The organism is Kushneria sinocarnis (genome assembly GCF_003633775.1).
Classification (GTDB): Bacteria; Pseudomonadota; Gammaproteobacteria; order Pseudomonadales; family Halomonadaceae; genus Kushneria; species Kushneria sinocarnis.
The window spans coordinates 16,784-39,122 of sequence record NZ_RBIN01000010.1 but is presented as its reverse complement, the minus strand read 5'-3'; the positions used below and the strand labels follow the sequence as shown (position 1 = coordinate 39,122).

Sequence of the window (22,339 nt, the reverse complement as noted above, 5' to 3'; positions counted from 1 at the left end):
ACGCGAACGGCCCTGAATTGCGGCTATGCTAGGCGGCCCCCCGGAGGGCGTCAAGCCGCTGGCACACGGGGCTTGAGACGATGCCTGCAGCAATATATAATTCGCCGCCCCGAATCGCATTTGCCGGCTGGCGCTTTGACAGTGCTGCCGGTCGGTGGTTCGACTCATCGGGCTCCCTGTAAGATGGTGCCATGCGTGCCACTTGCCACAGGTCGATGAAGCAGCCAGACGGATGAGTTTCCCGGAGAGATCCCATGTACGCAGTAATCAAGAGCGGTGGCAAGCAGTACCGCGTTCAGGAAGGTGAGCGCCTCAGGCTCGAAAAGCTTGATGTGGCCACCGGTGACAGCATCGACTTCGACCAGGTCCTGATGGTCGGCGGCGACGATGTGAAGATCGGTACGCCGCTGGTCGAGGGTGCCAGGGTCAGTGCCGAAGTGGTTTCGCACGGCCGCGGCGAGAAAGTGCAGATCATCAAGTTCCGCCGCCGCAAGCATCACATGAAGCGTCAGGGCCACCGTCAGTGGTACACTGAAGTGAAGATTACCGGAATCTCTGCCTGAAGCGGCAGCGATTCCCCGATGACAGGAGGATAGCCTCATGGCACACAAGAAGGCGGCAGGTAGTTCGCGCAACGGTCGCGATTCCGAATCCAAGCGCCTTGGCGTCAAGCTGTTCGGCGGCCAGGCGGCCACTGCCGGCAGCATCCTGGTGCGTCAGCGTGGCACCAAGTTTCACGCCGGTGACAACGTCGGTGTAGGCCGCGATTATACGCTGTTTGCACTCAAGGATGGCGTGGTGCAGTTTGAAACCAAGGGGCCGAAGCAGCGCAAGCAGGTCAGCATCGTCTCTGCCTGAGATGGCTGAACTGCGCTGCCAGGCGCTCTGGAAGGCCCCGCCTCGGCGGGGCCTTTTTCGTGGAGCCCGTTCTCCGGCCGCCGCCGGTACGGCGAGCGTGAACAGGCTCATGGTCATGGCGTGTGTGCGCCGGGAGCAGGATCATGCAATTCGTCGATGAAGCGGCAATTACCGTCGAGGCAGGCAAGGGCGGCAACGGCTGTCTGAGCTTTCGGCGCGAGAAGTACGTTCCCCGCGGGGGTCCCGACGGCGGGGATGGCGGTCATGGCGGCAGTGTCATCCTGCTCGGGGATGAGGCGCTCAATACGCTGATCGACTTCAAGTACCAGCGCTACTACCGGGCGGAGACCGGGCGTCCCGGCCAGGGCAGTCAGATGAACGGTCGCCGGGGCGAGGATCTGCTCGTCAAGGTGCCGGTGGGTACCACGGTCATCGATGTCGATACGCTGGAGGTGATCGGGGACGTCACCGAGCACGGTCAGCAGCTGAAGGTGGCCCAGGGCGGCCGACGCGGGCTGGGCAACGTGCACTTCAAGTCCTCCACCAACCGTGCGCCGCGTCAGACCGTGCCCGGCACCGAAGGCGAGCGGCGTCAGCTGCGTCTCGAGCTCAAGCTGATGGCGGATGTCGGCCTGCTGGGCATGCCCAATGCCGGCAAGTCCACGCTCATCCGGTCGGTGTCGGCAGCCAGGCCGAAAGTGGCGGACTATCCCTTCACCACGCTGGTGCCCAACCTGGGCGTGGTCCAGCTGGGCATGCATGAACACTTCGTGATGGCCGATGTGCCGGGGCTGATCGAGGGGGCGGCCGAGGGCGCCGGACTGGGTCAGCGCTTTCTCAAGCATCTTACCCGTACCCGGCTGCTGCTGCATGTGATCGACGTGGCGCCGTTTGACGAGAGCGATCCGGCCGACGCGGCCGAGCGCATCGTCACCGAGCTGCAGCGCTTCTCGGCGACCCTGGCGCAGCGGCCGCGCTGGCTGGTGCTCAACAAGTGCGACCTGGTCGATGACGACACACGCAAGGCACTGACCGACGAGATCCGGGCCCGGCTGAACTGGGAAGGGCCGGTATTCCACATCTCGGCCATCGCCCGGGAGGGTACCGATACCCTGATGCAGACGATTCATCGCTGGCTGACCGAGCAGTCCCGGCTGGAGGCCGAGGACGAGACGGCGGCCGAGTTCGAGCGCGACATGCGCCAGCGCATGGAAGCCGAGGCCGTGGCACGCACCGAGGATCGGCTGGGACACCGCCGCCGTCATGCCGCGCAGGATGATGACGACGACGATGATCACGACATGGAGATCGAGTACGCGCCCTGAGCCGGGAGGTGGCTGCACGGGGTGGTCGAGTCGGAGAGCGAGGCGATGAGTGAACAGGCAGTGACGCGTGCCGCACTGGCGCAGGCCCGGCGCGTGGTGGTCAAGATCGGCAGTGCCCTGCTGACCAACGATGGCCGGGGGCTTGACGAGGCCGCGATTGCCGGCTGGGTCGACCAGCTGGCCGCCCTGCACCGTCAGGGCGTCGAGGTCGTGCTGGTCTCCTCGGGCGCGGTTGCCGCGGGCATGGCGCGGCTGGGCTGGACCCGCCGCCCTGGCGCGCTGCACGAGCTGCAGGCCGCCGCTGCGGTTGGCCAGACCGGGCTGGTGCAGTGCTATGAGCAGCACTTTGCCCGCTTCGATGTGCGCACCGCGCAGATCCTGCTGACCCATGATGATCTCTCCAATCGCAAGCGCTATCTCAACGCCCGCTCGGCACTGCGCTCCCTGATCGCGATGCAGGTGGTGGCGATCGTCAACGAGAACGATACCGTGGTGACCGACGAGATCCGCTTCGGGGACAACGACACCCTGGGAGCGCTGGTGGCCAATCTGCTCGAGGCCGATGCCCTGATCATCCTGACCGACCAGGAGGGGCTGTTCGACGCCGATCCGCGCCACGACCCCGGTGCCCGGCTGATTCACGAGGGCGATGCCGGCGATCCGCGCTGGGAGCAGGTCGCCGGCGACGGCGGTGCGCTGGGGCGCGGCGGCATGGCCACCAAGGTGCGTGCGGCACGGCTGGCGGCGCGCTCGGGAGCGGTGACCGCGATTGCCAGCGGTCGTCAGCCGGAGGTCATGGCACGCCTGATGGCGGGCGAGCGGCTGGGTACCCTGCTGCATCCCGAGCACGCGCCCATGACCGCGCGCAAGCGCTGGCTGGCGGGGCAGCTGCAGGTGCGCGGTACGCTGACACTCGATGCAGGCGCCGTCGCCGGACTGTGTCGCCGCGGTTCGAGCCTGCTGCCGGTCGGGGTGACCCGGGTGGCCGGACAGTTCCGGCGTGGTGACATGGTCTCCTGCCTGGATGAGCAGGGCCGGGTGATTGCCCGCGGGCTGGTGAATTACGACGCCGGCGAGGCGGCGCGCATCCTGGGCATTGCCAGTCATGCCATCCCGGAGGTGCTGGGGTACATGGAAGCGCCGGAACTGATCCATCGCGACAATCTGGTGGTGCTGTAGACAGCGCCATCTGGCGCCACCGTCGCAACGCTGTTAGAATGCCGCTCGCCTTGCCCATCGGCCATGCCCTGCAGCAGCGGCCGGGGTGAGCCGACTCCTTGCCAGGCGCCCGCTCAAGAGGCGCTTCAATCAATGCACTACGTCCACATCTCCAGGGAGAGACGACGATGGCCAACACCAAGCAGGCCCGCAAGCGCGCGCTGAAAAACGAACTGCGCCGCAAGCACAACGCCAGCCAGCGTTCCATGGTACGCACCTACATCAAGCGCGTGGTCAAGGCGATCCGCAGCGGCGATCACGCTGCCGCGATGAGCGAATTCCGCGCAGCCCAGAAGGTGATCGATCGGATCGCCGACAAGCCGGCCTATGACAAGAAGCGCGCTGCGCGCGTCAAGAGCCGGCTCAATGCCCGCATCAAGGCGCTGGCGGCCTGAAGCCGGTAGCCGTTGGAGAAAAAACCGGCTTCGGCCGGTTTTTTTGTCGCCGATTATCGGCCTGGCCGGCTGTCGCCATCGAAGCCGCTGGCGTGCGATGGTGCTGTCGGTGAGCCCATCTTGAGCATCCTGTCATGAGTGAATCGCGAACGGGGAATGGTCTGTTGCGCTCCGGTGCCGTAGTGGGCGTCATGACCATGCTGTCGCGTGTGCTGGGGCTGGTGCGCGATGTCGTGATCGCCACCCTGTTCGGTGCCGGCAGCGGGGCGGATGCCTTTTTCATCGCCTTTCGCATTCCCAATTTCATGCGCCGGCTGTTTGCCGAGGGGGCCTTCAATCAGGCCTTCGTACCAGTGCTGTCGGAGTACGCCACCCAGCGTGAGCATCGCGAGACCCGCGAGTTGCTCGATGCCACTGCCGGTACCCTGGCGCTGGTACTGCTGGCGCTGACCGTGGTGGCGGTGGTCTGTGCTCCCTGGCTGGTGTGGGTGTTTGCCCCCGGCTTTCATGATGACGGCCACGGCAAGCTGGCGCTGACGGCCGACATGCTGCGCATCACCTTCCCCTATCTGCTGCTGATCTCGCTGACCGCCTTCTCCGGTAGTGTGCTCAACAGCTACAGCCGGTTTGCGGTGCCGGCCTTCACTCCGGTGCTGCTCAATCTGGTGCTGATCGCCGCGGCACTGTGGCTGGCGCCGCTGCTGGCCGAGCCGGTGATGGCGCTGGCCTGGGGGGTGCTGCTGGCCGGGCTGGCCCAGCTGCTGTTCCAGCTGCCGTTTCTGGCCCGGCTTGGCCTGCTGCCGCGGCTGCGACCGAATTTCCGCCATCACGGGGTACGGCGTATCCTGCGACTGATGGGCCCGGCGATGTTCGGGGTGTCGGTGTCGCAGATCAACCTGCTGGTGGATACCGTGCTGGCCTCGCTGCTGGCCTCGGGCAGCGTGTCCTGGCTTTACTACTCCGATCGGCTGGTCGAACTGCCGCTGGGCGTGTTCGGCATCGCCATCGGTACGGTGATCCTGCCGGCGCTGTCGCGTCAGCATGCCACCAATGATCCGCAGCATTTCGCGCGCATGCTCGACTGGGGGATTCGGGCGGTGCTGCTGATCGGGCTGCCGGCGGCGCTGGCCCTGCTGGTGCTGGCCGAGCCACTGCTGGTGACCCTGTTCCAGTACGGCGCGATGACCGAGCATGACATCGCGATGTCGGCCCTGAGCCTGCGCGCCTATGCCACCGGCCTGCTGGCCTTCATGCTGATCAAGGTGCTGGCGCCGGGCTACTACGCGCGTCAGGATACCGTTACGCCGGTGAAGATCGGGGTAGTGGCGATGATTGCCAACATGGGGCTCAACGTGGCTCTGATGGGGCCGCTGGCCCATGCCGGGCTGGCTCTGGCAACGGCCCTTTCGGCCTGGCTCAATGCCGGCCTGCTGGCGCGCGGTCTGCGCCGGCGTGATGTGCTGCACTTTCAGCCCGGCTGGTGGCGGCTGGCAGGGCAGCTGGGCGGCGGCTGCCTGCTGCTGACCGGCGGACTGTGGTGGGCCACGCCGGAGTGGCACAGCTGGCTGGCCTGGGAGCTGCCGCGACGGCTGGCAATGATTGCCGCGCTGGTTATCGGCGGCGTGTCGGTCTATTTCGGCTGGCTGGCACTGACCGGTGTCCGGCTGCGGCACCTCCGGCTGCGCGGCTAGGGCAGGTGCGGATGCTGTCGAGCCGGGCTGCATCCGGCTATACTCGACCCTTTTCAGCGATGCTCGTGACGATGTCCCCATGGAAGTGATCAGAGGCCTGCACAATCTGCGCCCCCGCCATCGCCACAGCGTGGTGACCATCGGCAACTTCGATGGCGTGCATCGCGGTCATCAGGCGATTCTCGATCAGCTCAAGAGTCACGCCCGGGCGCATGACCTGCCGGCCGTGGTGGTCATCTTCGAGCCCCAGCCGCGTGAATATTTCGCCGGTGACCAGGCGCCACCGCGGCTGACCCGGCTCTCCGACAAGGTGCGGCTGCTGGCGGCTCATGGCGCCGATCGGGTGCTCTGCCTGCCGTTCAATCGCCGCCTGCGCGAGCTGTCGGCGCGCGAGTTCATCGACCGGGTGCTGATCGAGGGGCTCGGGGTGCGGCATCTGGTGGTCGGGGATGACTTCCGCTTCGGCTGCGATCGTGCCGGTGACTTCGAGCTGCTGCGTCAGGTAGGGCAGCAGGTCGGCTACGGTCTCGAGCATACACGCACCTTCACGCTGGACAGCGAGCGTGTCTCGAGCTCCCGGATCCGGACCCTGCTGGCCTCGGGCAACTTTCATCAGGCAGCCCGCCTGCTGGGTCGCCCCTGGCAGCTGCACGGCCGGGTGATCCGCGATCGCCAGCTCGGGCGCACCATCGGCGTGCCGACCGCCAACGTGCCGCTGCTGAGCGGACCGCTGGCACTGCGCGGTGTTTATGCAGTGCTGACCGAGCTCGACGATGGCCGCCGCCTGTCCGGCGTGGCCAACATCGGCTGGCGCCCCACGGTGGGCGGCGACCGGCCGGTGCTGGAAGTGCACCTGTTCGATTTCGACGAGTGTCTCTACGGGCGGATAATGACGGTAATGCCCTGTGCCCGGCTGCGGGGTGAAATGACCTTTGACGGTATCGAAACGCTCAAGCGCTGGATGGCGGATGACATGGCGCGTGCGCGCGACTTCTTCCGGCAGTCGATACCGACCCGTGATGATTTCGGTGCCGTGGACCTGCCGCTGGCGTCCGCCCCGCTGGCTGCGACACCCTTGCCCAACGATTCTGAAGACGGCTGACCCACGACATGAGTGATTACAAGCACACGCTGAACCTGCCCCATACCGATTTTCCGATGCGCGGCAATCTGCCGTCGCAGGAGCCGCGTCGCATTCAGCGCTGGCATGAGATCGGGCTGTATCAGCGCCTGCGCGAGATCGGCCGCAACCGCGAGAAGTTCGTGTTGCACGATGGCCCGCCCTATGCCAACGGCAGCATTCACATCGGTCACGCCGTCAACAAGATTCTCAAGGACTTCATCGTCAAGTCGAAGACGCTGGCCGGCCTTGACGCGCCCTATGTGCCGGGCTGGGACTGCCACGGGCTGCCGATCGAGCACCGGGTGGAAACCTCCCATGGCAAGCATCTGGCGCCGGAGAAGACGCGCGAGCTGTGCCGGGCCTATGCCGCCGAGCAGATCGATGTGCAGCGTACCGACTTCGTGCGTCTCGGGGTGGTCGGTGACTGGGAGAATCCCTACCGCACCATGGATTACGCCAATGAGGCCGGCGAGATCCGGGCGCTGGCGCGCATGGTCGACCAGGGCTTCGTGTTCAAGGGCCTCAAGCCGGTCAACTGGTGCTTCGACTGCGGTTCGGCACTGGCCGAGGCCGAGGTGGAGTATCAGAACAAGGAGTCCGATGCCATTGATGTGGCCTTCGCGGCCGTGGATGACGGTCGGCTGGCCGAGGCCTTCGGCCTGACCACGCTGCCGGCCCCGGCGGCGGCGATGATCTGGACCACCACGCCCTGGACCATTCCGGCCAACCAGGCGCTCAATGCCCATCCCGATTTCACCTACGCGCTGGTGCATGTCGGCGAGCGGGTCCTGCTGCTGGCCGAGGAGCTGGTCGAAAGCTGTCTCGAGCGCTACGGCCTCGAAGGCGAAACCCTCGCCACGGCGCCGGGCAGTGCGCTGGAGCTGCTTGAGTTCCGCCATCCGCTGGCCGCACTGGATGCCGGCTACGAACGCGTTTCGCCGGTACAGCTGGCGGACTATGTCGAGCTGGGCGCGGGTACCGGGGTGGTGCACTCGGCGCCGGCCTATGGCGAGGATGACTTCTTCACCTGCCGGCGCTATGGCATGGACTTCGAGGAGATCCTCAACCCGGTCCAGGGCGATGGCATCTATGCCGAGTCGCTGCCGCTGTTTGGCGGCCAGAACATCTGGAAGGCCAATGCCCATATCGTCGAGGCACTCGAGCAGGCCGGCAGCCTGCTGGCCCATCGGCGCATGGAGCACAGCTACATGCACTGCTGGCGGCACAAGACGCCGCTGGTCTATCGCGCCACCGCCCAGTGGTTCGTGCGCATGGACCAGGCCGGCCGGGAAGGTCAGTCGCTGCGCGAACGGGCGCTGGCAGGGGTCGAGGCTACCCGCTTTCATCCCGCCTGGGGGCAGGCACGCCTGCGCGGCATGATCGAGAGCCGGCCGGACTGGTGCATCTCGCGCCAGCGCAACTGGGGGGTGCCGATTCCGTTCTTTCTGCATCGCGAGACCGGGGAGCTGCATCCGCGCACCGTCGAGCTGATGGAAGAGGTGGCCCGGCGGGTCGAGGAGGCCGGCATCGAGGCCTGGTTCCAGCTCGACTCCGCCGAACTGCTGGGCGACGAGGCCGCGCAGTACGACAAGGTCAGCGACACCCTGGATGTCTGGTTCGACTCCGGCACCACGCACTTTCACGTGATGCGCGGTTCCCATCCGATGGGGCATGCCGAGGGGCCGATCGCCGATCTCTACCTCGAAGGCTCGGATCAGCATCGCGGCTGGTTTCACTCCTCGCTGCTGACCGGCAGCGCGATCGACGGGCGCCCGCCCTACAGGGCCCTGCTGACCCACGGCTTTACCGTCGATGCCGACGGTCGCAAGATGTCCAAGTCGCTGGGCAACGTGATCGCGCCCCAGCAGGTGATGGATCGGCTGGGCGCCGATATCCTGCGGCTGTGGGTGGCCTCCACCGACTACTCCGGCGAGATGGCCGTCTCCGACGAGATCCTCAAGCGCACCGCCGATGCCTATCGCCGCATCCGCAATACCTCGCGCTTTCTGCTGGGCAACCTGACCGGTTTCGAACCGCAGCGCGACCTGGTGGCCTTCGATGACATGCTGGCGCTGGATCGCTGGCTGGTCGACCGTGCCTCACTGCTGCAGGCGCGCATCGAGCAGGCCTACGAGGAGTATCGCTTTCTCGATATCTATCAGCAGGTGCATACCTTCTGTTCGCGTGATCTGGGCAGCTTCTATCTCGATGTCATCAAGGATCGCCAGTACACCACCCAGGCGGACTCGCTGGCGCGGCGCAGCTGCCAGAGCGCGCTCTATCACGTGATCGAGGCGATCTGCCGCTGGATCGCCCCGATCACCTCGTTCACCGCCGAGGAGATCAACGAGCACATCCCCGGCGAGCGCGAGGAGAGCGTGTTCTTCACCACCTTCTATGACGGACTGAGCCGGCTGCCGGATGATGCGCCGATGGGCCGCGAGTTCTGGGAGCAGGTGCTCGAGGTGCGCCAGGCGGTCAACAAGCGGCTGGAGGCGGCGCGCAACGACGGTCTCATCCGCGGCTCGCTGGACAGCGAGATCACCCTTTATGTCGATGATCGCCTGCATGCGCTGCTGGCGCCGCTGGGCGAGGAGCTGCGCTTTGTGCTGATCACCTCCGAGGTCACCCTGAAACCGATCGCCGAGGCCGGTGCGCAGGCCGTCGAGAGCGAGCTGGAGGGGCTCAGGGTGAGCGTGATCGCCAGTCCGTACGAGAAGTGCGCCCGCAGCTGGGAGCGGCGGCCGGATGTCGGTACCCACCCCGATCATCCCACCCTGACCGAGCGGTCGATTCTCAATCTGCCGGACGGTCCCGGCGAGGTCCGCCGCTATGCCTGAGTCGGCCGATACGCGTCTCGGTGCGGCCGCGCTGCGCTGGTGGCTGTTGTCGGCGCTGGTGATCATCCTCGATCTGGGCAGCAAGCTCTGGCTGAGCGCGACGCTCTCCTACGGGCGGCCGGTGGAGGTGATTCCGGGCTTCTTCAATCTGCTGCTGCTGCACAATACCGGCGCGGCCTTCAGCTTTCTGGCCGAGCATGCCGGCTGGCAGCGCTGGCTGTTTGCGCTGGTGGCGGTGATCGCCGTGACCGCGCTGTCGGTCTGGCTGACCCGGACCAGCCCCCGCGAGCGCTTCACCCGGGCCGCGATTGCGCTGGTGATCGGCGGGGCCATCGGCAACCTGTTCGATCGCGTGGTGCATGGCTATGTCATCGATTTTTTGTCATTTCACTGGCAGCAGGTCTACTACTATCCGGCGTTCAATCTCGCCGACACGGCGATCACGCTGGGTGCCATCGGACTGATTCTGACGTCGCTGTTTTCCGGACGACGCAGCAGAGCGGGAGAGGCGCATGAGTGAGCGCAATGACAGTGGGCATCGCATCGGCGAAAACATGATGATTTCGCTGCACTTTACCCTGTCACTGGAAGACGGCTCGGTGGTCGATTCCACCCACGGCAAGCGGCCGGCCGAGTTCGTCTACGGCGACGGCAATCTGCCGCCCGGCTTCGAACGGCCGATCAGCGGTCTGAGTGCCGGCGAGAGCGGCCGTTACGAGATCGCACCCGAACAGGCCTTCGGGCAGTACAACCCGCAGAACGTGCAGACCCTGTCGCGACGCGATTTCGGGGATCACGAGATCCCTGAGCCGGGGACGGTGATGTCGTTCACCGATCCCAACGGCGGCGAGCTGCCGGGGGTCATCAGGTCGATCGGCGAGCGCCAGATCGAGGTCGATTTCAATCATCCGCTGGCGGGTCGAACGCTGATCTTCGAGGTGGAAGTCCTGGACGTCAGGCCGGCGACCACGCACTAGACGCGGCCTGCGCCCGCTCATGCTGTTCCGGGCTTGTGCCGCCGGTTCGGTGGGGCCGGGCCCGGGCAATACCCGAGGATGGCACTCGGGTATCGCCCTGCAAGGGCAAAACATGCCACACTGTGAGCCATGCCGGTCGTGGCTCACGACCCTTCGTCATGAATCAATCGAGGTGGCCCATGCAGATCAAGCTGGCCAATCCGCGCGGCTTCTGCGCCGGCGTTGACCGCGCCATCGATATCGTCAACCGGGCGCTCGACGTCTTCGGCGCGCCGGTCTATGTTCGCCATGAGGTGGTGCACAACCGTTTCGTGGTCGACAGCCTGCGTGATCGGGGAGCAATCTTCGTCGACGAGCTCGAGGAAGTCCCCGATGATGCGCTGGTGATCTTTTCCGCCCACGGGGTGCCGAAGTCCGTGCAGGACGAGGCCGCCCGGCGCGGGCTGCGGGTCTTCGATGCCACCTGTCCGCTGGTCACCAAGGTCCACATGGAAGTGCTGCGCTACGCGCGTCGCGGCCGAGAGTGCATCCTGATCGGTCACGCCGGCCATCCCGAGGTCGAGGGCACCATGGGGCGCTATGACACCAGTCATGGCGGCGCCATCTATCTGGTCGAGGATGAAGAGGACGCCCGTCAGCTGCAGGTGCAGGATCCCGAGCATCTCTCCTTTGTCACCCAGACGACCCTGTCGATGGATGACACCGCCAGGGTCATTGATGCCCTGCGCGAAACCTTTCCGGCCATTCAGGGGCCGCGCAAGGACGATATCTGCTATGCCACGCAGAATCGTCAGGATGCCGTGCGCGAGCTTGCCGAGCAGTGCGATGTGCTGCTGGTGGTCGGTAGTGCCAACAGCTCCAACTCCAACCGGCTGCGCGAGCTTTCCGAGCGCATGGGGACGCCGGCCTGGCTGATCGACGATGCCCAGGCGATGCAGCCGGAGTGGTTTGCCGGGGTCTCGACGATCGGCGTGACCGCCGGCGCCAGCGCCCCCGAGGTGCTTGTCAGTGGCGTGATCGCGCGGCTCAGGGAGATGGGGGGCACCGCGCCGGAAGAGCTGGCCGGCCGCGAGGAAGACGTTACCTTCTCAATGCCGCGCGAGCTGCGCGATCAGGTGATCGCCAGCGCGTAGCACGATCCGGAGGCCGTGATGATGATCTGGCTGGGATACTGCGGGCTCTTCCTGCTGGCCTTTTTCGGCATGGAGTTCATGGCCTGGTTCACCCATCGCTTCATCATGCACGGCTTTCTGTGGTGCTGGCACAGGTCGCACCACAGCGAACGGCACGGTCCATTCGAAATGAATGACCTGTTTGCCGTGCTGTTCGCCATCCCCTCGATCGCCCTGATCCTGCTGGGCAGCTTGGGTCATCCGGCGGCACTGGCCGTGGGGCTGGGCATTGCCGCTTACGGCGCCGCCTATTTCCTCTTTCATGATGGCCTGGTGCATCGCCGCTTTCCGGTGCCCTTCAATCGCCAGCGCCCCTTCTGGCGCCGGCGCATCCAGGCACATCGGCTTCATCATGCGGTACAGACCAAACACGATGGTGTCTCCTTCGGCTTTCTGATCGTCAAGCCGGTGCATCAGCTCAAGCGCGAGCTGAGCCGGAAGCGTCACGGCAATAGCGGGCGCTGATCAGCCGCTCCTGCATCGCTATCCCGCCCGGTGGGTTAAAGCGCCATGTCCTGACGCCGTTATAGCGGGTATCCCCGCCTATCCGGTCGATTCGGCATGTCGCATCGCGCAGCACGTACTGCTCAACAGGGGTTTGCCCTGCTGGAAGTCCTGGTCACCCTGGTGCTGCTGACGATGGGCACGCTGGGCGTGGTCGGCCTGCTGCTGCATGCACGTCAGGCGAACGAGCAGTCGCTGGCCTATACCCGGGCCACTCTGCTGGCGGAAGGCATGCTCGAGCGCATACGGGCCAATCCAACCGCCGCGGGCCTGGCGATCTACAGCGCCCCGGCCCCGATCTCACCGGCGACAACGGCCCCTCCCGGCAGTGATTGCCGCACCGGCAATTGCACGCCGGCGCAGCTGGCACACTTCGATCTGTACGACTGGGCACAACATATCGCCTCGCGGGATACCAGCGGGCAGCAGCAGGACGGACTGCCCGGGGCTCGGGGCTGCATCACGATCCGGCCGGCCGATCCCGAGCCGGGCACGATGGCGCAGGCCACGATCGTGCTGGCCTGGCAGGGCACCGGCGGCGGACGCACCGCCGCGCCGGACGAGGGTCCCGTCAATTGCGCCAGCGACGGGCTCGGGGCCGGGCGGCAGTTCGTGGCGCTGACCACCGGCTATGTGGTGGATACATGAGCCCCACGCAGCGCGGCGCCGGACTGCTGGAGCTGCTGGTCGCGCTGGCCGTGGGCATGCTGCTCATTACCGGCGCCGTCAGCCTCTACCTGCAGACCGCCCGGGCCTCCCAGCAGCAGCAGGCCCTGGCCGATATCCAGGAGCGTGGCCGGCTGGTCATTCGGCTGCTGAGCGAGGAGCTGCGCCGTGCCGGCTACTGGGGTGAGGAACTGACCCCGGCGCTGGAGATTACCGACTCGCCCATGGCCATCTCCCGGGCCGAACTGCTGCAGCCGGTCTGGGCCGGTAGCCTGGTACAGGCCGAACGGAAGGAGCTGCTGCCGAGCGGGGCCACGCTCACCAGCGTGAAGGCCGATGCCGGGCTTCCGAGCCAGGTGCTGGTTGTGCGCCATGTCCGCTCCGATGATACCTCCGGTGTCTGTGTGCGCCGCCGGCAGGGCCGGATGACGCTGGACCCCGGCGCCGCCTGCAGTGGCAGCGAGCGCTATTACGCGGCGACCTACTATCTGCGTGATGTCGAGGATGCCCGGCAGGGCCGCGTGCCGGCCCTGATGCTGCGCGAGCTGGATGACGAAGGGCGCTGGGCGAACTCGGTGGAGCTCGTGCGCGGGGTGGAGGCGCTCGCGCTGGAGTGGGGGCTTGATACCGACGCGGATGGCACCGCCAATCGCTATCTCGCCGGAGAGCGGGTCGCCGACTGGGAGAGCGTGGTCAGCGCCCGTTTGTATGTCGTGCTGCGCAGCCTCGAGCCGGGCGTCCGCATCAGCACCATCGCCCTGCCACTGCCGAATGCCAGGCTCGCCCTGAATGATCGGTACCTGCGTCGGCTGTTCGTGACCACGATCACGCTGCGCAACAGTCGCGCCCGGCTGAGGGATTCATCATGAACGGGCAGCAGGGGTTTACGCTATTGCTCGGCATGCTGCTGCTGCTGGGCATGACCCTGACCGGGCTGGCTCTGGTCGATCGCAGTCTGCTGGATGCCCGGGGCGCCTACAGCGATCGCCAGGATGCCCGCATCTTTCAGCAGGCGGAGGCCGAGCTGGCACGTGTGGTGGCTGCTGCCACGGTGCCGGTCGTGACCGACAACACGGCGGCATCGCCGCGGATGCGCGATACCCTGCTGGGTCTGGCGCGGCAGGGCCAGTGCGTGGAGTTCGGCCTCGGCGCGTCCGCGGTTACCGTGGGGGTGCCGCGCGATCACTGCGATGCCGGGCATCGTGTCGTGCTGCAGCGGATCGAAAACCCCTGCCTGGATGAGCATCAGATCCGCCGCAATGCCAGCAGCAGCGGCATGGCGAGCTGTCGCTACTATGAGGTCGGCCTTTCGCACGAGAGTAGCGGGGAGCATGGCTTCCAAAGCGTGTACGAGCTGCACCGGGGCCTGAGGGAGACCATGGTATCGGCCGTCTCCAATCGGCTTTTGCTGCTGTCGGGAGGTGACGAGTGATGTCGGCGATGCGTATTCTCCCGGGACTGATGGCATGGCCTGTCGTGATGGCACTGATGCTGACCGGCCTGTGGGGGCGGGCTGCACTTGCCGACGATATCGATGTCATCAAGGCGCGGCTGCAAAAGGATGATGTCGGCACTCAGCCCCAGGTGCTGATCATTTTCGACAATTCCGGCAGCATGGCGGATACCCCGGCCGGCGAGAATCCGGACAACTGCTACTACCGCAGCGGCTGTCGCTCGAAGATGGCGATCGCCCGGGACGTGGTCAAGCGCCTGATCGACGAGAATGCCGATCTCAACTTCGGGCTGGCCGTATTCAATAACAATGGCAATGCCAGCGTCAGAAGCGAATGTATCGGCTACGGCTGGGGAGGGGCGCCAATCTATTCGGCAAGGATCAATGCGCCCGAGTGCTGGCGGGAGAACGGCGGCGACAATGGTGGCCGGATCGTGCACGCCCTGCCGGCCGACAAGAAACAGGGCGCCGGATCACGGCTTGAACTGAAGGGCCGGATCGACAGCCTGCGCCCGGAAACCAGCACCCCCCTGTGCGAAACCCTGTTCGAGGTCTATCGGTACTTTACCGGTGGCCGGATCGAATACGGCTACCTCGGTGGCAGTGGTTCGCCGCGTCGCGATTACACGGCCGAAGCGGGCAACCGCTATCGCTCGCCGCTGAAGGCCTGTCAGAGCGTTTACGTGATCTACATGACGGACGGCGAGCCACAGTGGGACCTGAGCGCCAACGAGGCAATCAGGCAACTGACCGGACAGGAGTGCAGCCGGAAGACCTATCCCTGGGCCCCACCCTATACGGGTTACGAGGCCTATCCGGCCGAGAGCTGTCTGCCGGTGCTGACGCACTACATGCAGACCCATGATCTGGCCCCCGAGCTGCCGGGCGATCAGCACGCCTATACCTATACCATCGGCTTTGCCACCGATCAGGCCCTGTTGCAGGACGCTGCTTCACCGCTGCTGGATGCCGATGGCCGCGACACCGGCCGCAAGGGGTATTTCACCGTGGACGATACCTCCGGGCTGAGCTCGGCCTTCGAGGCCATTGTCGGCAACATCCGCCAGCAGCAGACCCTCAACCGGGTGCGCATCTTCGCCTCCGACTTCAACCAGCTGCGCAATCTCGATGCGGCCTATGTGCCGGTTTTCCAGCCCCGCCTGAATGCACCGTGGAGCGGTAACCTGAAGAAGTATGCCTACGGTGAGGGCGATACCCTCGCTGCCCGCGAGCGCTGGGCCGGCATTGATACCACGCCCGACGAGGTGGAACGGGGCGGTGCCGGCGCCCTGCTGGCCGGGCGAGATGATCGGCTGCTGTATTCGGATATCGGCATGCCGGCAGGGCTTCGCGCGCTGCGAGAGGGCATGGCTGAGCCGAGTGGTGCGGTGTTCGGCAACAGCGCGCAGCAGCTGCTGGCGCAGCAGCGGCTGGGATTGGCCGCCGTGACCCGGTGGCTGCGCACGGGCACCATCGAGGGGCGCCCGGCGCTGACTCGCGTCTGGCCGCTGGGCGATATCATCCACTCCCGGCCGCTGGCCTTCAATCGCGGCTGTGCGACCCCGGCGACGGGCTGCCGTCACGACCGGATCACGCTCTATGTCGGCAGCAATGATGGTCTGCTGCATGCCTTCGATGCCGAGACGGGCAGCGAGGAGTGGGCCTTCTGGCCCGGCGAGGTCGCCGATGCGCCGGTCTTTCGCCTCTTCAATGACAATGCGGTCTACCGGGCGCGCCGGGCTGGCGATACGACCGGAGGCGGCAGCGTGATCGTGGAAGAGGGCAGCCAGGCCACCAACTACGGCATCGATGGCAGTCCGACGCTGCTGGCGTTCGACGGGGATGGCAATGGGCATGTCGGTGACAAGGGGGATCAGGCCATTCTGGCGTTCGGTTTCCGGCGGGGCGGCTATGGCTACTATGGCCTGAACGTGCTGGACCCCGCACGCCCGCAGTGGGCGTGGCGCATTTCGACCGCCGCCGACGAGTTCCGCTGGCTGGGCCAGAGCTGGTCGACGCCGCAGCCGGCGGTTATTGCTGCGGAGCATTCGGGCGGGCGGCGCGTTTTCATCTTCGGCGGCGGTTACGACCGTCGCAAGGACAATATCGACGACCCGGCGACAGGCGGTACGCTCGGGGCCGGCGAAATCGCAGGGGATGAGCGGGGGGCCGGACTCTACGTGGTCGATGCGGCCACGGGGGCCCTGATCGGTGCCTTCGAGCAGCATCTCGAGCAGCCGGCGCTGCAGGACAGCGTGCCCGGCGACGTGACGCTGGCCGATCTGGACCGGGATGGGCTGACCGACGGAGCCTTCTTTGCCGATACGGGCGGCAATGTCTGGTTCGCCGATCTGGCCGCGGCCGATCCCGAGCGGTGGCGGCTGGTACGGATCGCGCGGCTGGGCCGGCACGATGCGACGCCGGTCGATCGGCGGTTCTTTGGTGCCCCCGACCTGATCCGGACCCGGCTGGGTGATGTCGATTTCGATTTCCTGGTCGTGGCCAGCGGCGATCGGGCGCACCTGCGGCATCAGACCGGCGACGATGCCCTCTTCGTGCTCAATGTCACGCCCGTCACCGCCGGTGGCGGGCGTACCGTGCTGCAGTGGCCGCTCGGCAGTGCCGATCTGCTCCCGGCGGAGGAAGCATCCGGGCATTCATTGTTGAATCTGCCGACGGCGCTCCTGCGCTCCCGCGAGACCCTGCAGGCTGCAGCGACCGGCCTGACGACTGCGTTCGGCGGCTGGCGACTGCCGCTGGGGGCGAAGCGCAAGGCGCTCTCCGAAAGTCGTACCGTGATGGGGGTGACCTTCATGACAGCCTATGAGGCGGACGATGCAGGGACCTGTACGCCGCTGGGCGGCAGGAGTGTCCTCTATGGCCTGACCCTGCCCGTGCTGGAACAGTCACGGCCGGCTGATGGAGGTTATGCTTATGTTCAGCGCGCCGGTGGTCGGGTAGCCTCTGCCGAGATCGGCAGCACACTGATGGACGAACTCTCGCTGCATGTCGGCAACAGCCGGATCGCGCTATCGGGTGTCGACCCGCAGGTCATGGCCGGGCTGCTCTCCGAGCTGAATGCCATGACCCAGCCCCAGCCCCAGCCCCCCCTGATGCCCACCTGGTGGGATGAGCGGGCGCCGGGTGGGGTCGAATGACCTGCCGGGCCGCCGCTGTGCTGACAGGCATCACCGTTTCAGGATCGGATACCGCCCCCGCATGATCGAGCTTTATGAGCGACTGTTTGTTGACGGCACTGATCGAGCCACCCAGTGGGCCCGACTGGGGCTGTTCAGCTGTCTGTTCTGGGTACTGGGTGTGCTCTGCCTGTCGCTGGCTCCCTTTCCCGGCGGGCAGGTCTCGCTCTGGCTGCCCAATGCGCTGGCGATCGCGGCGCTGGTGCGCCTCGACTACAGCCGCTGGTGGTGGCCGCTGGCGGCGCTGATGGGCGCCAACTTCCTGGCCCTGCTGCCCTTCATGACGGCAGCAGCAGCCGTTGCCTACACGCCCATTCATCTGGTCGAGATCACCTTCGGCGCGATGCTGCTGCGACAGTGCTTCAGGGGCGAGGTGCTGATCCAGGCGCTGAAGCCGACGCTGTACATCCTGCTGCTGGGCGTGGTGATCACTCCTGTCTTCGGGGCCACGGCCTCTGCATTCATCGAGTGGGTGCGGGGGGCCAGTGCCCTCGATGGCTGGATCCGCTACTACATTGCCGATGCCGTTGGGCTACTGATCATGCTGCCGCTGGCACTGAACAGTTCGATCCGCGGCTGGCATGTCTTTCTGGCCAGCAGCTGGCGCAATCCGTTCCATCCGATGCTGCTGCTGACGCTGATCGTCAATGTGCTGGCCCTGCCGTCGCTGCCGATGGCCACCATCTACTGCGGGCTGCCGCTGCTGATCGGGGCGCTGGTGCTCGATTTCTTTCGCAGCACCCTGCTCAATGCCGTCAGCATGATCTCTCTGATCGCGCTGCTCTTTCTGAGCGATACCCCCGTCTCCTCCGAGGCGGCCCTGCTGGATTTCGAGAGCCAGTTCTATCTGGCTGCTGCGCTGATCGTGCTGCCGGCACTGCTGCTGGGAGTGCTGATGCAGAGCAATCGCTGGGAGCGTCAGCGGCTGCGTGACAACGAGCTGCGCTGGAAAATGGCGCTGGATGGCAGCGGTCAGGGCGTCTGGGAGATCGAGCTGCCCGATGGCGATCTGCAGGTTTCGATGGAGGCCAGGCGCATGCTGGGCCTGCCCCGCGAGCAGGCCATCTTCTCCCGCAGCGAATGGCTGGATATCGTCCATCCCGAGGATATCGGAATGGTGCGCTCGCGGCTGCAGGCCCATATTGCGGGCGAGACCGAACTCTATCTGGTCGAGTACCGGATGTACTGTCCGGAGGCCGGCTATCGCTGGTTCCAGATACGGGGGCGGATCATGGCGCATGATGAGCTCGAGCGGCCACAGCGACTGATCGGTACCATCATTGATGTGACGGCGGCCAAGTCGGCCGAGCTGGAGCGGGTGCGGCTCTCCCGCGCGCTGCAGGAGGAGACCGAGCGGTTGCAGGTGACGCTCTCGTCGATCGGCGATGGCGTGATCGCCACCGATGACCAGGCCCGCATCAACTTCATGAACCCTACTGCCGAAGGCATGACCGGCTGGTCACTGGAGCAGGCGCGGCATCATGCCATCGAAAGCATCTTCAATGTCGTGAGTGATGGCACCGAGCACGAGGTCCCGCTGGTCAATCCGGTACGGGAGTGCCTGCAGCGCTCCAGTGTCTTCAGCCGCGAGGACGACCTGGTGCTGATCGGTCGGGAGGGCGAGCGCTTCGATGTCAACGCCACTGCTGCGCCCGTGCGAGCGGACGGCGGCAGGGTGCTGGGCGCCATCCTGGTCTTCCAGAACGTCTCGCGGGCCCGGGAGCTGCAGCGCAGTCTCAGCTTTACCGCTTCCCACGATGCCCTGACCGGCATCTTCAATCGGGCCCGGTTCGAGCAGGTGATCGAGGAGGCCCTCGGGCGTGCCCGCCGGGAGGGCAGCCGGGATGTGCTGTGCATGATCGATCTCGACCGGTTCAAGGTCGTCAACGATTCGGCCGGACACGTCGCCGGTGATCATCTGCTGACCGAGGTCAGTGCGCTGCTCGGGCGCCATGTGCGCCATCAGGACATCCTGGCGCGGCTGGGGGGTGACGAGTTCGGGCTGCTGCTGATCGACTGTACGCTCGATCAGGCACGCCAGGTGGCGGACAAGCTGATCGAGCTGATCTGTGCCCTGCGCTTTGTCTGGGAGGGCAATATCTACGATATCGGTGCCAGTATCGGCATGGTGGCGATCGAGGCCGAAACCACCACCTTCGGTGAGCTGCTCGGCAAGGCCGACATTGCCTGTTACGCCGCCAAGCGTGCCGGCCGCAACCGCTCCTCGACCTTCGAACCGGGGCAGCAGGAGGTCGAGCGCGAGCATCGCGACATCTTCATGGCCGCAGGGCTGCGCGAAGCGATCGAAGCCGATCGGTTCGTGCTCTACAGTCAGCGCATCATGCACCTGCATGAGGGGGCCGGTGAAGGCGAACACCACGAGATCCTGTTGCGCATGCAGGACAAGGATGAGGTGCTGGTACCTCCGGGGGCCTTCATTCCGGTCGCCGAGCGCTACGGCATGATGGCGGCCATCGACTGCTGGGTCATCGAGCAGCTGCTGTGCCGCCGCGGTGAGGAGATTGCCACCTGTCCGACGCTGCAGCTGAGCATCAATCTCTCGGCCAATTCGCTCAGCGATGCCACCTTCCTGCCATGGCTGCTGGCGCTGATGGGCCGGTCGCCGGTGCCGCCTGGCCAGCTGATCTTCGAGATCACCGAAACCGCGCTGATGAATCATGTATCAATGGCCAGCGAGGCGATCACGGCACTGCGGGAGCTGGGGTGCCGGGTAGCGCTGGATGATTTCGGCAGCGGGTTGAGTTCCTTCAGCTACCTGCAGAGCTTCAGCGTCGATCTGGTCAAGATCGACGGGGCCTTCGTGCGCAATGTCTGCAGCAATGAGCTGGATCAGGTCATTGTCGATTCCATCAACCAGATCGCCCATCGGCTGGGCGCGGCCACGGTGGCGGAATTCGTCGAGAATGCCGCCACGCTCGAGCGGATTCGTGACATGGGCGTCGATTATGTCCAGGGCTATCATGTCGCCATGCCGGAGCCGCTGGAGTGCCTGCTGCTGCCCAGGACAATCGGGTCATGATCACGATGCCGTCCGGCAGCGCGGATCATCCGGTTTGCGTTCCAGTCTCGGACGCCCCAGACGACTGACGATGATGCGCCAGGCAGCGAGTTCGGTGTGCTGCGCCGGGCAGAGTGAAAAGGTGCCATTGAGAAAGTTGTGCTGCCAGCGGGGGTGAAAGACCAGCGGCGTGCTGGCGCCGCGCCAGATGATGCGTTCCGGCGCCGCCAGCCGGAGATGATGGATCGGGCGGCCCCCGGCAGGGCGCAGGATGACCTGGTGCCAGTCGTCGTTGCACTGAAGGCCATCCCGGCTGCCGCACAGCTGCAGTGCCCGCGAAGCCCCCAGGCTGGCGCTGCGCGCCTGATGGATCAGGGCCGCCAGCGCGCGGGCATCCAGACGCAGGGCACGGGCCTGCAGCTGACGGCTCAGCTGCGGTATCCCGATGCCGAGCAGCATGCCCAGCAGCGCCAGGGCAATGACGGTTTCCAGCAGGGTGAACCCACCCTGGTGGCGGACGAGAGATGACCCGATCACTTATACTTCTCCCTGGTCGAGCGCTCGTCGGGAGCGCGGCGTGAGACTCCGATCTTGATCTTTTATGGCTAATATAACGGCACCGGCGGGAGTCGGCTTGAGAGTGCAGCGCTTCGGTCGTGTGGTGCGGGAGGCAGTAGTGAGTGACATTGCCATCGTGGGCGGTGGTATCAACGGGCTGCTGAGTGCCCTGCTGCTGGCAGAGCGGGGCGCCAGCGTGGTGGTGGTCGAGCAGGGGGCGTGTGTCCGGGAGGCCTCCTGGGCCGGGGGCGGTATCCTGTCGCCGCTCTATCCGTGGCGCTACGACGATGCCGTGACGGCGCTGGCATCCATTGCCGAGCCGGCCTGGCCGGGGCTGGCCGAGCGTCTCCGGCTCGAAAGCGGCATTGATCCGCAGTTTTCGCCCCACGGCATCGCCCATCTGCGCATCGAGGATCCCGAACGGGCCGAGCGCTGGCAGCATCGCAGCGGGCGCCGGCTCGATCTGCATCGCCGGGCGCCGCTGCCGCACTGGCCGGCAGGCATGACCGAAGCGGTGACGCCGGCGACCTGGATGCCGGCGCACGGCAGCATTCGCACGCCCCGGCTGGGGCAGGCGCTGCGCGCCCGGGTCATGCAGCATGAGCGCATTACCCTGCACGAGCACCGGCCGGTAACCGGGCTCGTGCGCCGGGCGGATCGCGTCATCGGCGTGGCCACCGACACCGGCCCCCTCATGGCGAACAACACGGTCATCGCCGGTGGGCCCTGGACGCGGCCGCTGCTGGCGCCGCTGGGTATCGAGGTGCCGATACGGCCGGTACGCGGCCAGATGCTGCTGCTGCAGGGTGCCCCGGACGTCGTGGACCGGGTCGTACTGATGGGCGGTGACTATCTGATTCCCCGCCGCGACGGTCAGGTGCTGGTCGGCAGCACCTTCGAATCCTGCGGTTTCGACAAGTCCACCACCCGCACGGCCCGGGAGCGACTGCAGGCCAGTGCGCTGGCGATGGCGCCGGGGCTCGCGCCCGCCTCGGTCGTGGCGCACTGGGCGGGGCTGCGCCCGGGTTCACCGCACGGGGTTCCCTTCATCGGCGAAACCTCGCTGCCCGGGCTCTGGCTGAATGCCGGCCATGCCGGCAACGGGGTGGTGCTGGCCCCGGCCTCGGCGCAACTGCTGGCCGAGCTGCTGGGCAACGAGTCGCCCTGTGTCGATCCCACGCCCTACCGCTGTGACGGCACTGCCCTGACTGCGCGCGATGAGGGGCCGGCCGCCACCGGCAGGCATTGAACCGGCGAAACCGGGAGACAGGCGGTGACCGGGGGTGGAGATCGTATCAGGGGGGACGAGTCCGAGCATCATGATGGCTGTTGCGTTAGGGTAA

Annotated in this window: 19 protein-coding genes; 18 read left to right on the top strand and 1 reads right to left on the bottom strand. The window is 66.2% G+C overall.

Features of this window, described 5'->3' with window-relative positions; all coding sequences use genetic code 11:
- Positions 1–254: 254 nt before the first annotated feature.
- The 17 genes from rplU (at position 255) to C7446_RS14930 (ending at position 20,459) form a co-directional block, all read left to right on the top strand.
- Positions 255–563, top strand: a complete 309-nt coding sequence (rplU, locus tag C7446_RS15010; RefSeq protein ID WP_121173936.1) for a 50S ribosomal protein L21 — start codon at positions 255–257, stop codon at positions 561–563.
- 37 nt (positions 564–600) lie between these two features.
- The gene (gene rpmA / locus C7446_RS15005) at positions 601–858 is read left to right on the top strand and encodes a 50S ribosomal protein L27 (protein WP_121173935.1); all 258 of its coding nucleotides are present in this window, start codon (positions 601–603) and stop codon (positions 856–858) included.
- A 143-nt stretch (positions 859–1,001) separates the two neighbouring features.
- On the top strand, positions 1,002–2,183 hold the full coding sequence (gene cgtA / locus C7446_RS15000; RefSeq protein ID WP_121173934.1) for an Obg family GTPase CgtA: 1,182 nt from the start codon (positions 1,002–1,004) through the stop codon (positions 2,181–2,183).
- A 45-nt stretch (positions 2,184–2,228) separates the two neighbouring features.
- Positions 2,229–3,362 carry a glutamate 5-kinase gene (gene proB / locus C7446_RS14995; RefSeq protein ID WP_121174001.1) on the top strand — a complete coding sequence of 378 codons (1,134 nt, stop codon included), beginning with the start codon at positions 2,229–2,231 and terminating at the stop codon, positions 3,360–3,362.
- Between the two features lie 167 nt (positions 3,363–3,529).
- The gene (rpsT, locus tag C7446_RS14990; RefSeq protein ID WP_070977954.1) at positions 3,530–3,796 is read left to right on the top strand and encodes a 30S ribosomal protein S20; all 267 of its coding nucleotides are present in this window, start codon (positions 3,530–3,532) and stop codon (positions 3,794–3,796) included.
- Positions 3,797–3,930: 134 nt separating this feature from the next.
- On the top strand, positions 3,931–5,487 hold the full coding sequence (gene murJ, locus C7446_RS14985; RefSeq protein WP_121173933.1) for a murein biosynthesis integral membrane protein MurJ: 1,557 nt from the start codon (positions 3,931–3,933) through the stop codon (positions 5,485–5,487).
- Positions 5,488–5,566: 79 nt separating this feature from the next.
- Positions 5,567–6,589: a bifunctional riboflavin kinase/FAD synthetase gene (ribF, locus tag C7446_RS14980; protein WP_121173932.1), complete on the top strand. Its 1,023-nt coding sequence runs from the start codon at positions 5,567–5,569 to the stop codon at positions 6,587–6,589.
- Between the two features lie 8 nt (positions 6,590–6,597).
- Positions 6,598–9,450, top strand: a complete 2,853-nt coding sequence (ileS, locus tag C7446_RS14975; RefSeq protein ID WP_121173931.1) for an isoleucine--tRNA ligase — start codon at positions 6,598–6,600, stop codon at positions 9,448–9,450.
- On the top strand, positions 9,443–9,970 hold the full coding sequence (gene lspA, locus C7446_RS14970) for a signal peptidase II (RefSeq protein ID WP_121173930.1): 528 nt from the start codon (positions 9,443–9,445) through the stop codon (positions 9,968–9,970). Before ileS ends, lspA begins: the two co-directional genes overlap by 8 nt.
- The gene (gene fkpB / locus C7446_RS14965; RefSeq protein WP_121173929.1) at positions 9,963–10,427 is read left to right on the top strand and encodes an FKBP-type peptidyl-prolyl cis-trans isomerase; all 465 of its coding nucleotides are present in this window, start codon (positions 9,963–9,965) and stop codon (positions 10,425–10,427) included. Before lspA ends, fkpB begins: the two co-directional genes overlap by 8 nt.
- A 179-nt stretch (positions 10,428–10,606) precedes the next feature.
- Positions 10,607–11,560 carry a 4-hydroxy-3-methylbut-2-enyl diphosphate reductase gene (ispH, locus tag C7446_RS14960; protein WP_121173928.1) on the top strand — a complete coding sequence of 318 codons (954 nt, stop codon included), beginning with the start codon at positions 10,607–10,609 and terminating at the stop codon, positions 11,558–11,560.
- An 18-nt stretch (positions 11,561–11,578) separates the two neighbouring features.
- Positions 11,579–12,064, top strand: coding sequence for a sterol desaturase family protein (locus tag C7446_RS14955; protein WP_245977870.1), 486 nt, complete (start codon positions 11,579–11,581; stop codon positions 12,062–12,064).
- Positions 12,065–12,160: 96 nt separating this feature from the next.
- On the top strand, positions 12,161–12,751 hold the full coding sequence (gene pilV / locus C7446_RS14950) for a type IV pilus modification protein PilV (RefSeq protein ID WP_121173927.1): 591 nt from the start codon (positions 12,161–12,163) through the stop codon (positions 12,749–12,751).
- Positions 12,748–13,638, top strand: coding sequence for a PilW family protein (locus C7446_RS14945; RefSeq protein WP_121173926.1), 891 nt, complete (start codon positions 12,748–12,750; stop codon positions 13,636–13,638). The genes pilV and C7446_RS14945 overlap by 4 nt, the downstream gene beginning before the upstream one ends.
- Positions 13,635–14,201: a hypothetical protein gene (locus C7446_RS14940; RefSeq protein WP_121173925.1), complete on the top strand. Its 567-nt coding sequence runs from the start codon at positions 13,635–13,637 to the stop codon at positions 14,199–14,201. The genes C7446_RS14945 and C7446_RS14940 overlap by 4 nt, the downstream gene beginning before the upstream one ends.
- A complete protein-coding gene (locus C7446_RS14935) occupies positions 14,201–17,380 on the top strand; it encodes a pilus assembly protein (protein WP_121173924.1) in 3,180 nt (1,059 codons plus the stop codon). Before C7446_RS14940 ends, C7446_RS14935 begins: the two co-directional genes overlap by 1 nt.
- Positions 17,381–17,441: 61 nt before the next feature.
- Positions 17,442–20,459, top strand: a complete 3,018-nt coding sequence (locus C7446_RS14930) for an EAL domain-containing protein (RefSeq protein ID WP_170150107.1) — start codon at positions 17,442–17,444, stop codon at positions 20,457–20,459.
- On the opposite strand, the gene C7446_RS14925 is transcribed toward C7446_RS14930, so the two are convergent.
- Positions 20,460–20,975, bottom strand: coding sequence for a GspH/FimT family protein (locus tag C7446_RS14925; protein WP_121173922.1), 516 nt, complete (start codon positions 20,973–20,975; stop codon positions 20,460–20,462). It abuts the gene before it with no gap.
- Positions 20,976–21,114: 139 nt separating this feature from the next.
- Here C7446_RS14925 and C7446_RS14920 point away from each other — a divergent pair, with 139 nt between their 5' ends.
- Positions 21,115–22,245 (top strand): NAD(P)/FAD-dependent oxidoreductase, encoded by a 1,131-nt coding sequence (locus C7446_RS14920; protein WP_121173999.1) that lies wholly within the window; start codon positions 21,115–21,117, stop codon positions 22,243–22,245.
- Positions 22,246–22,339: the final 94 nt, after the last annotated feature.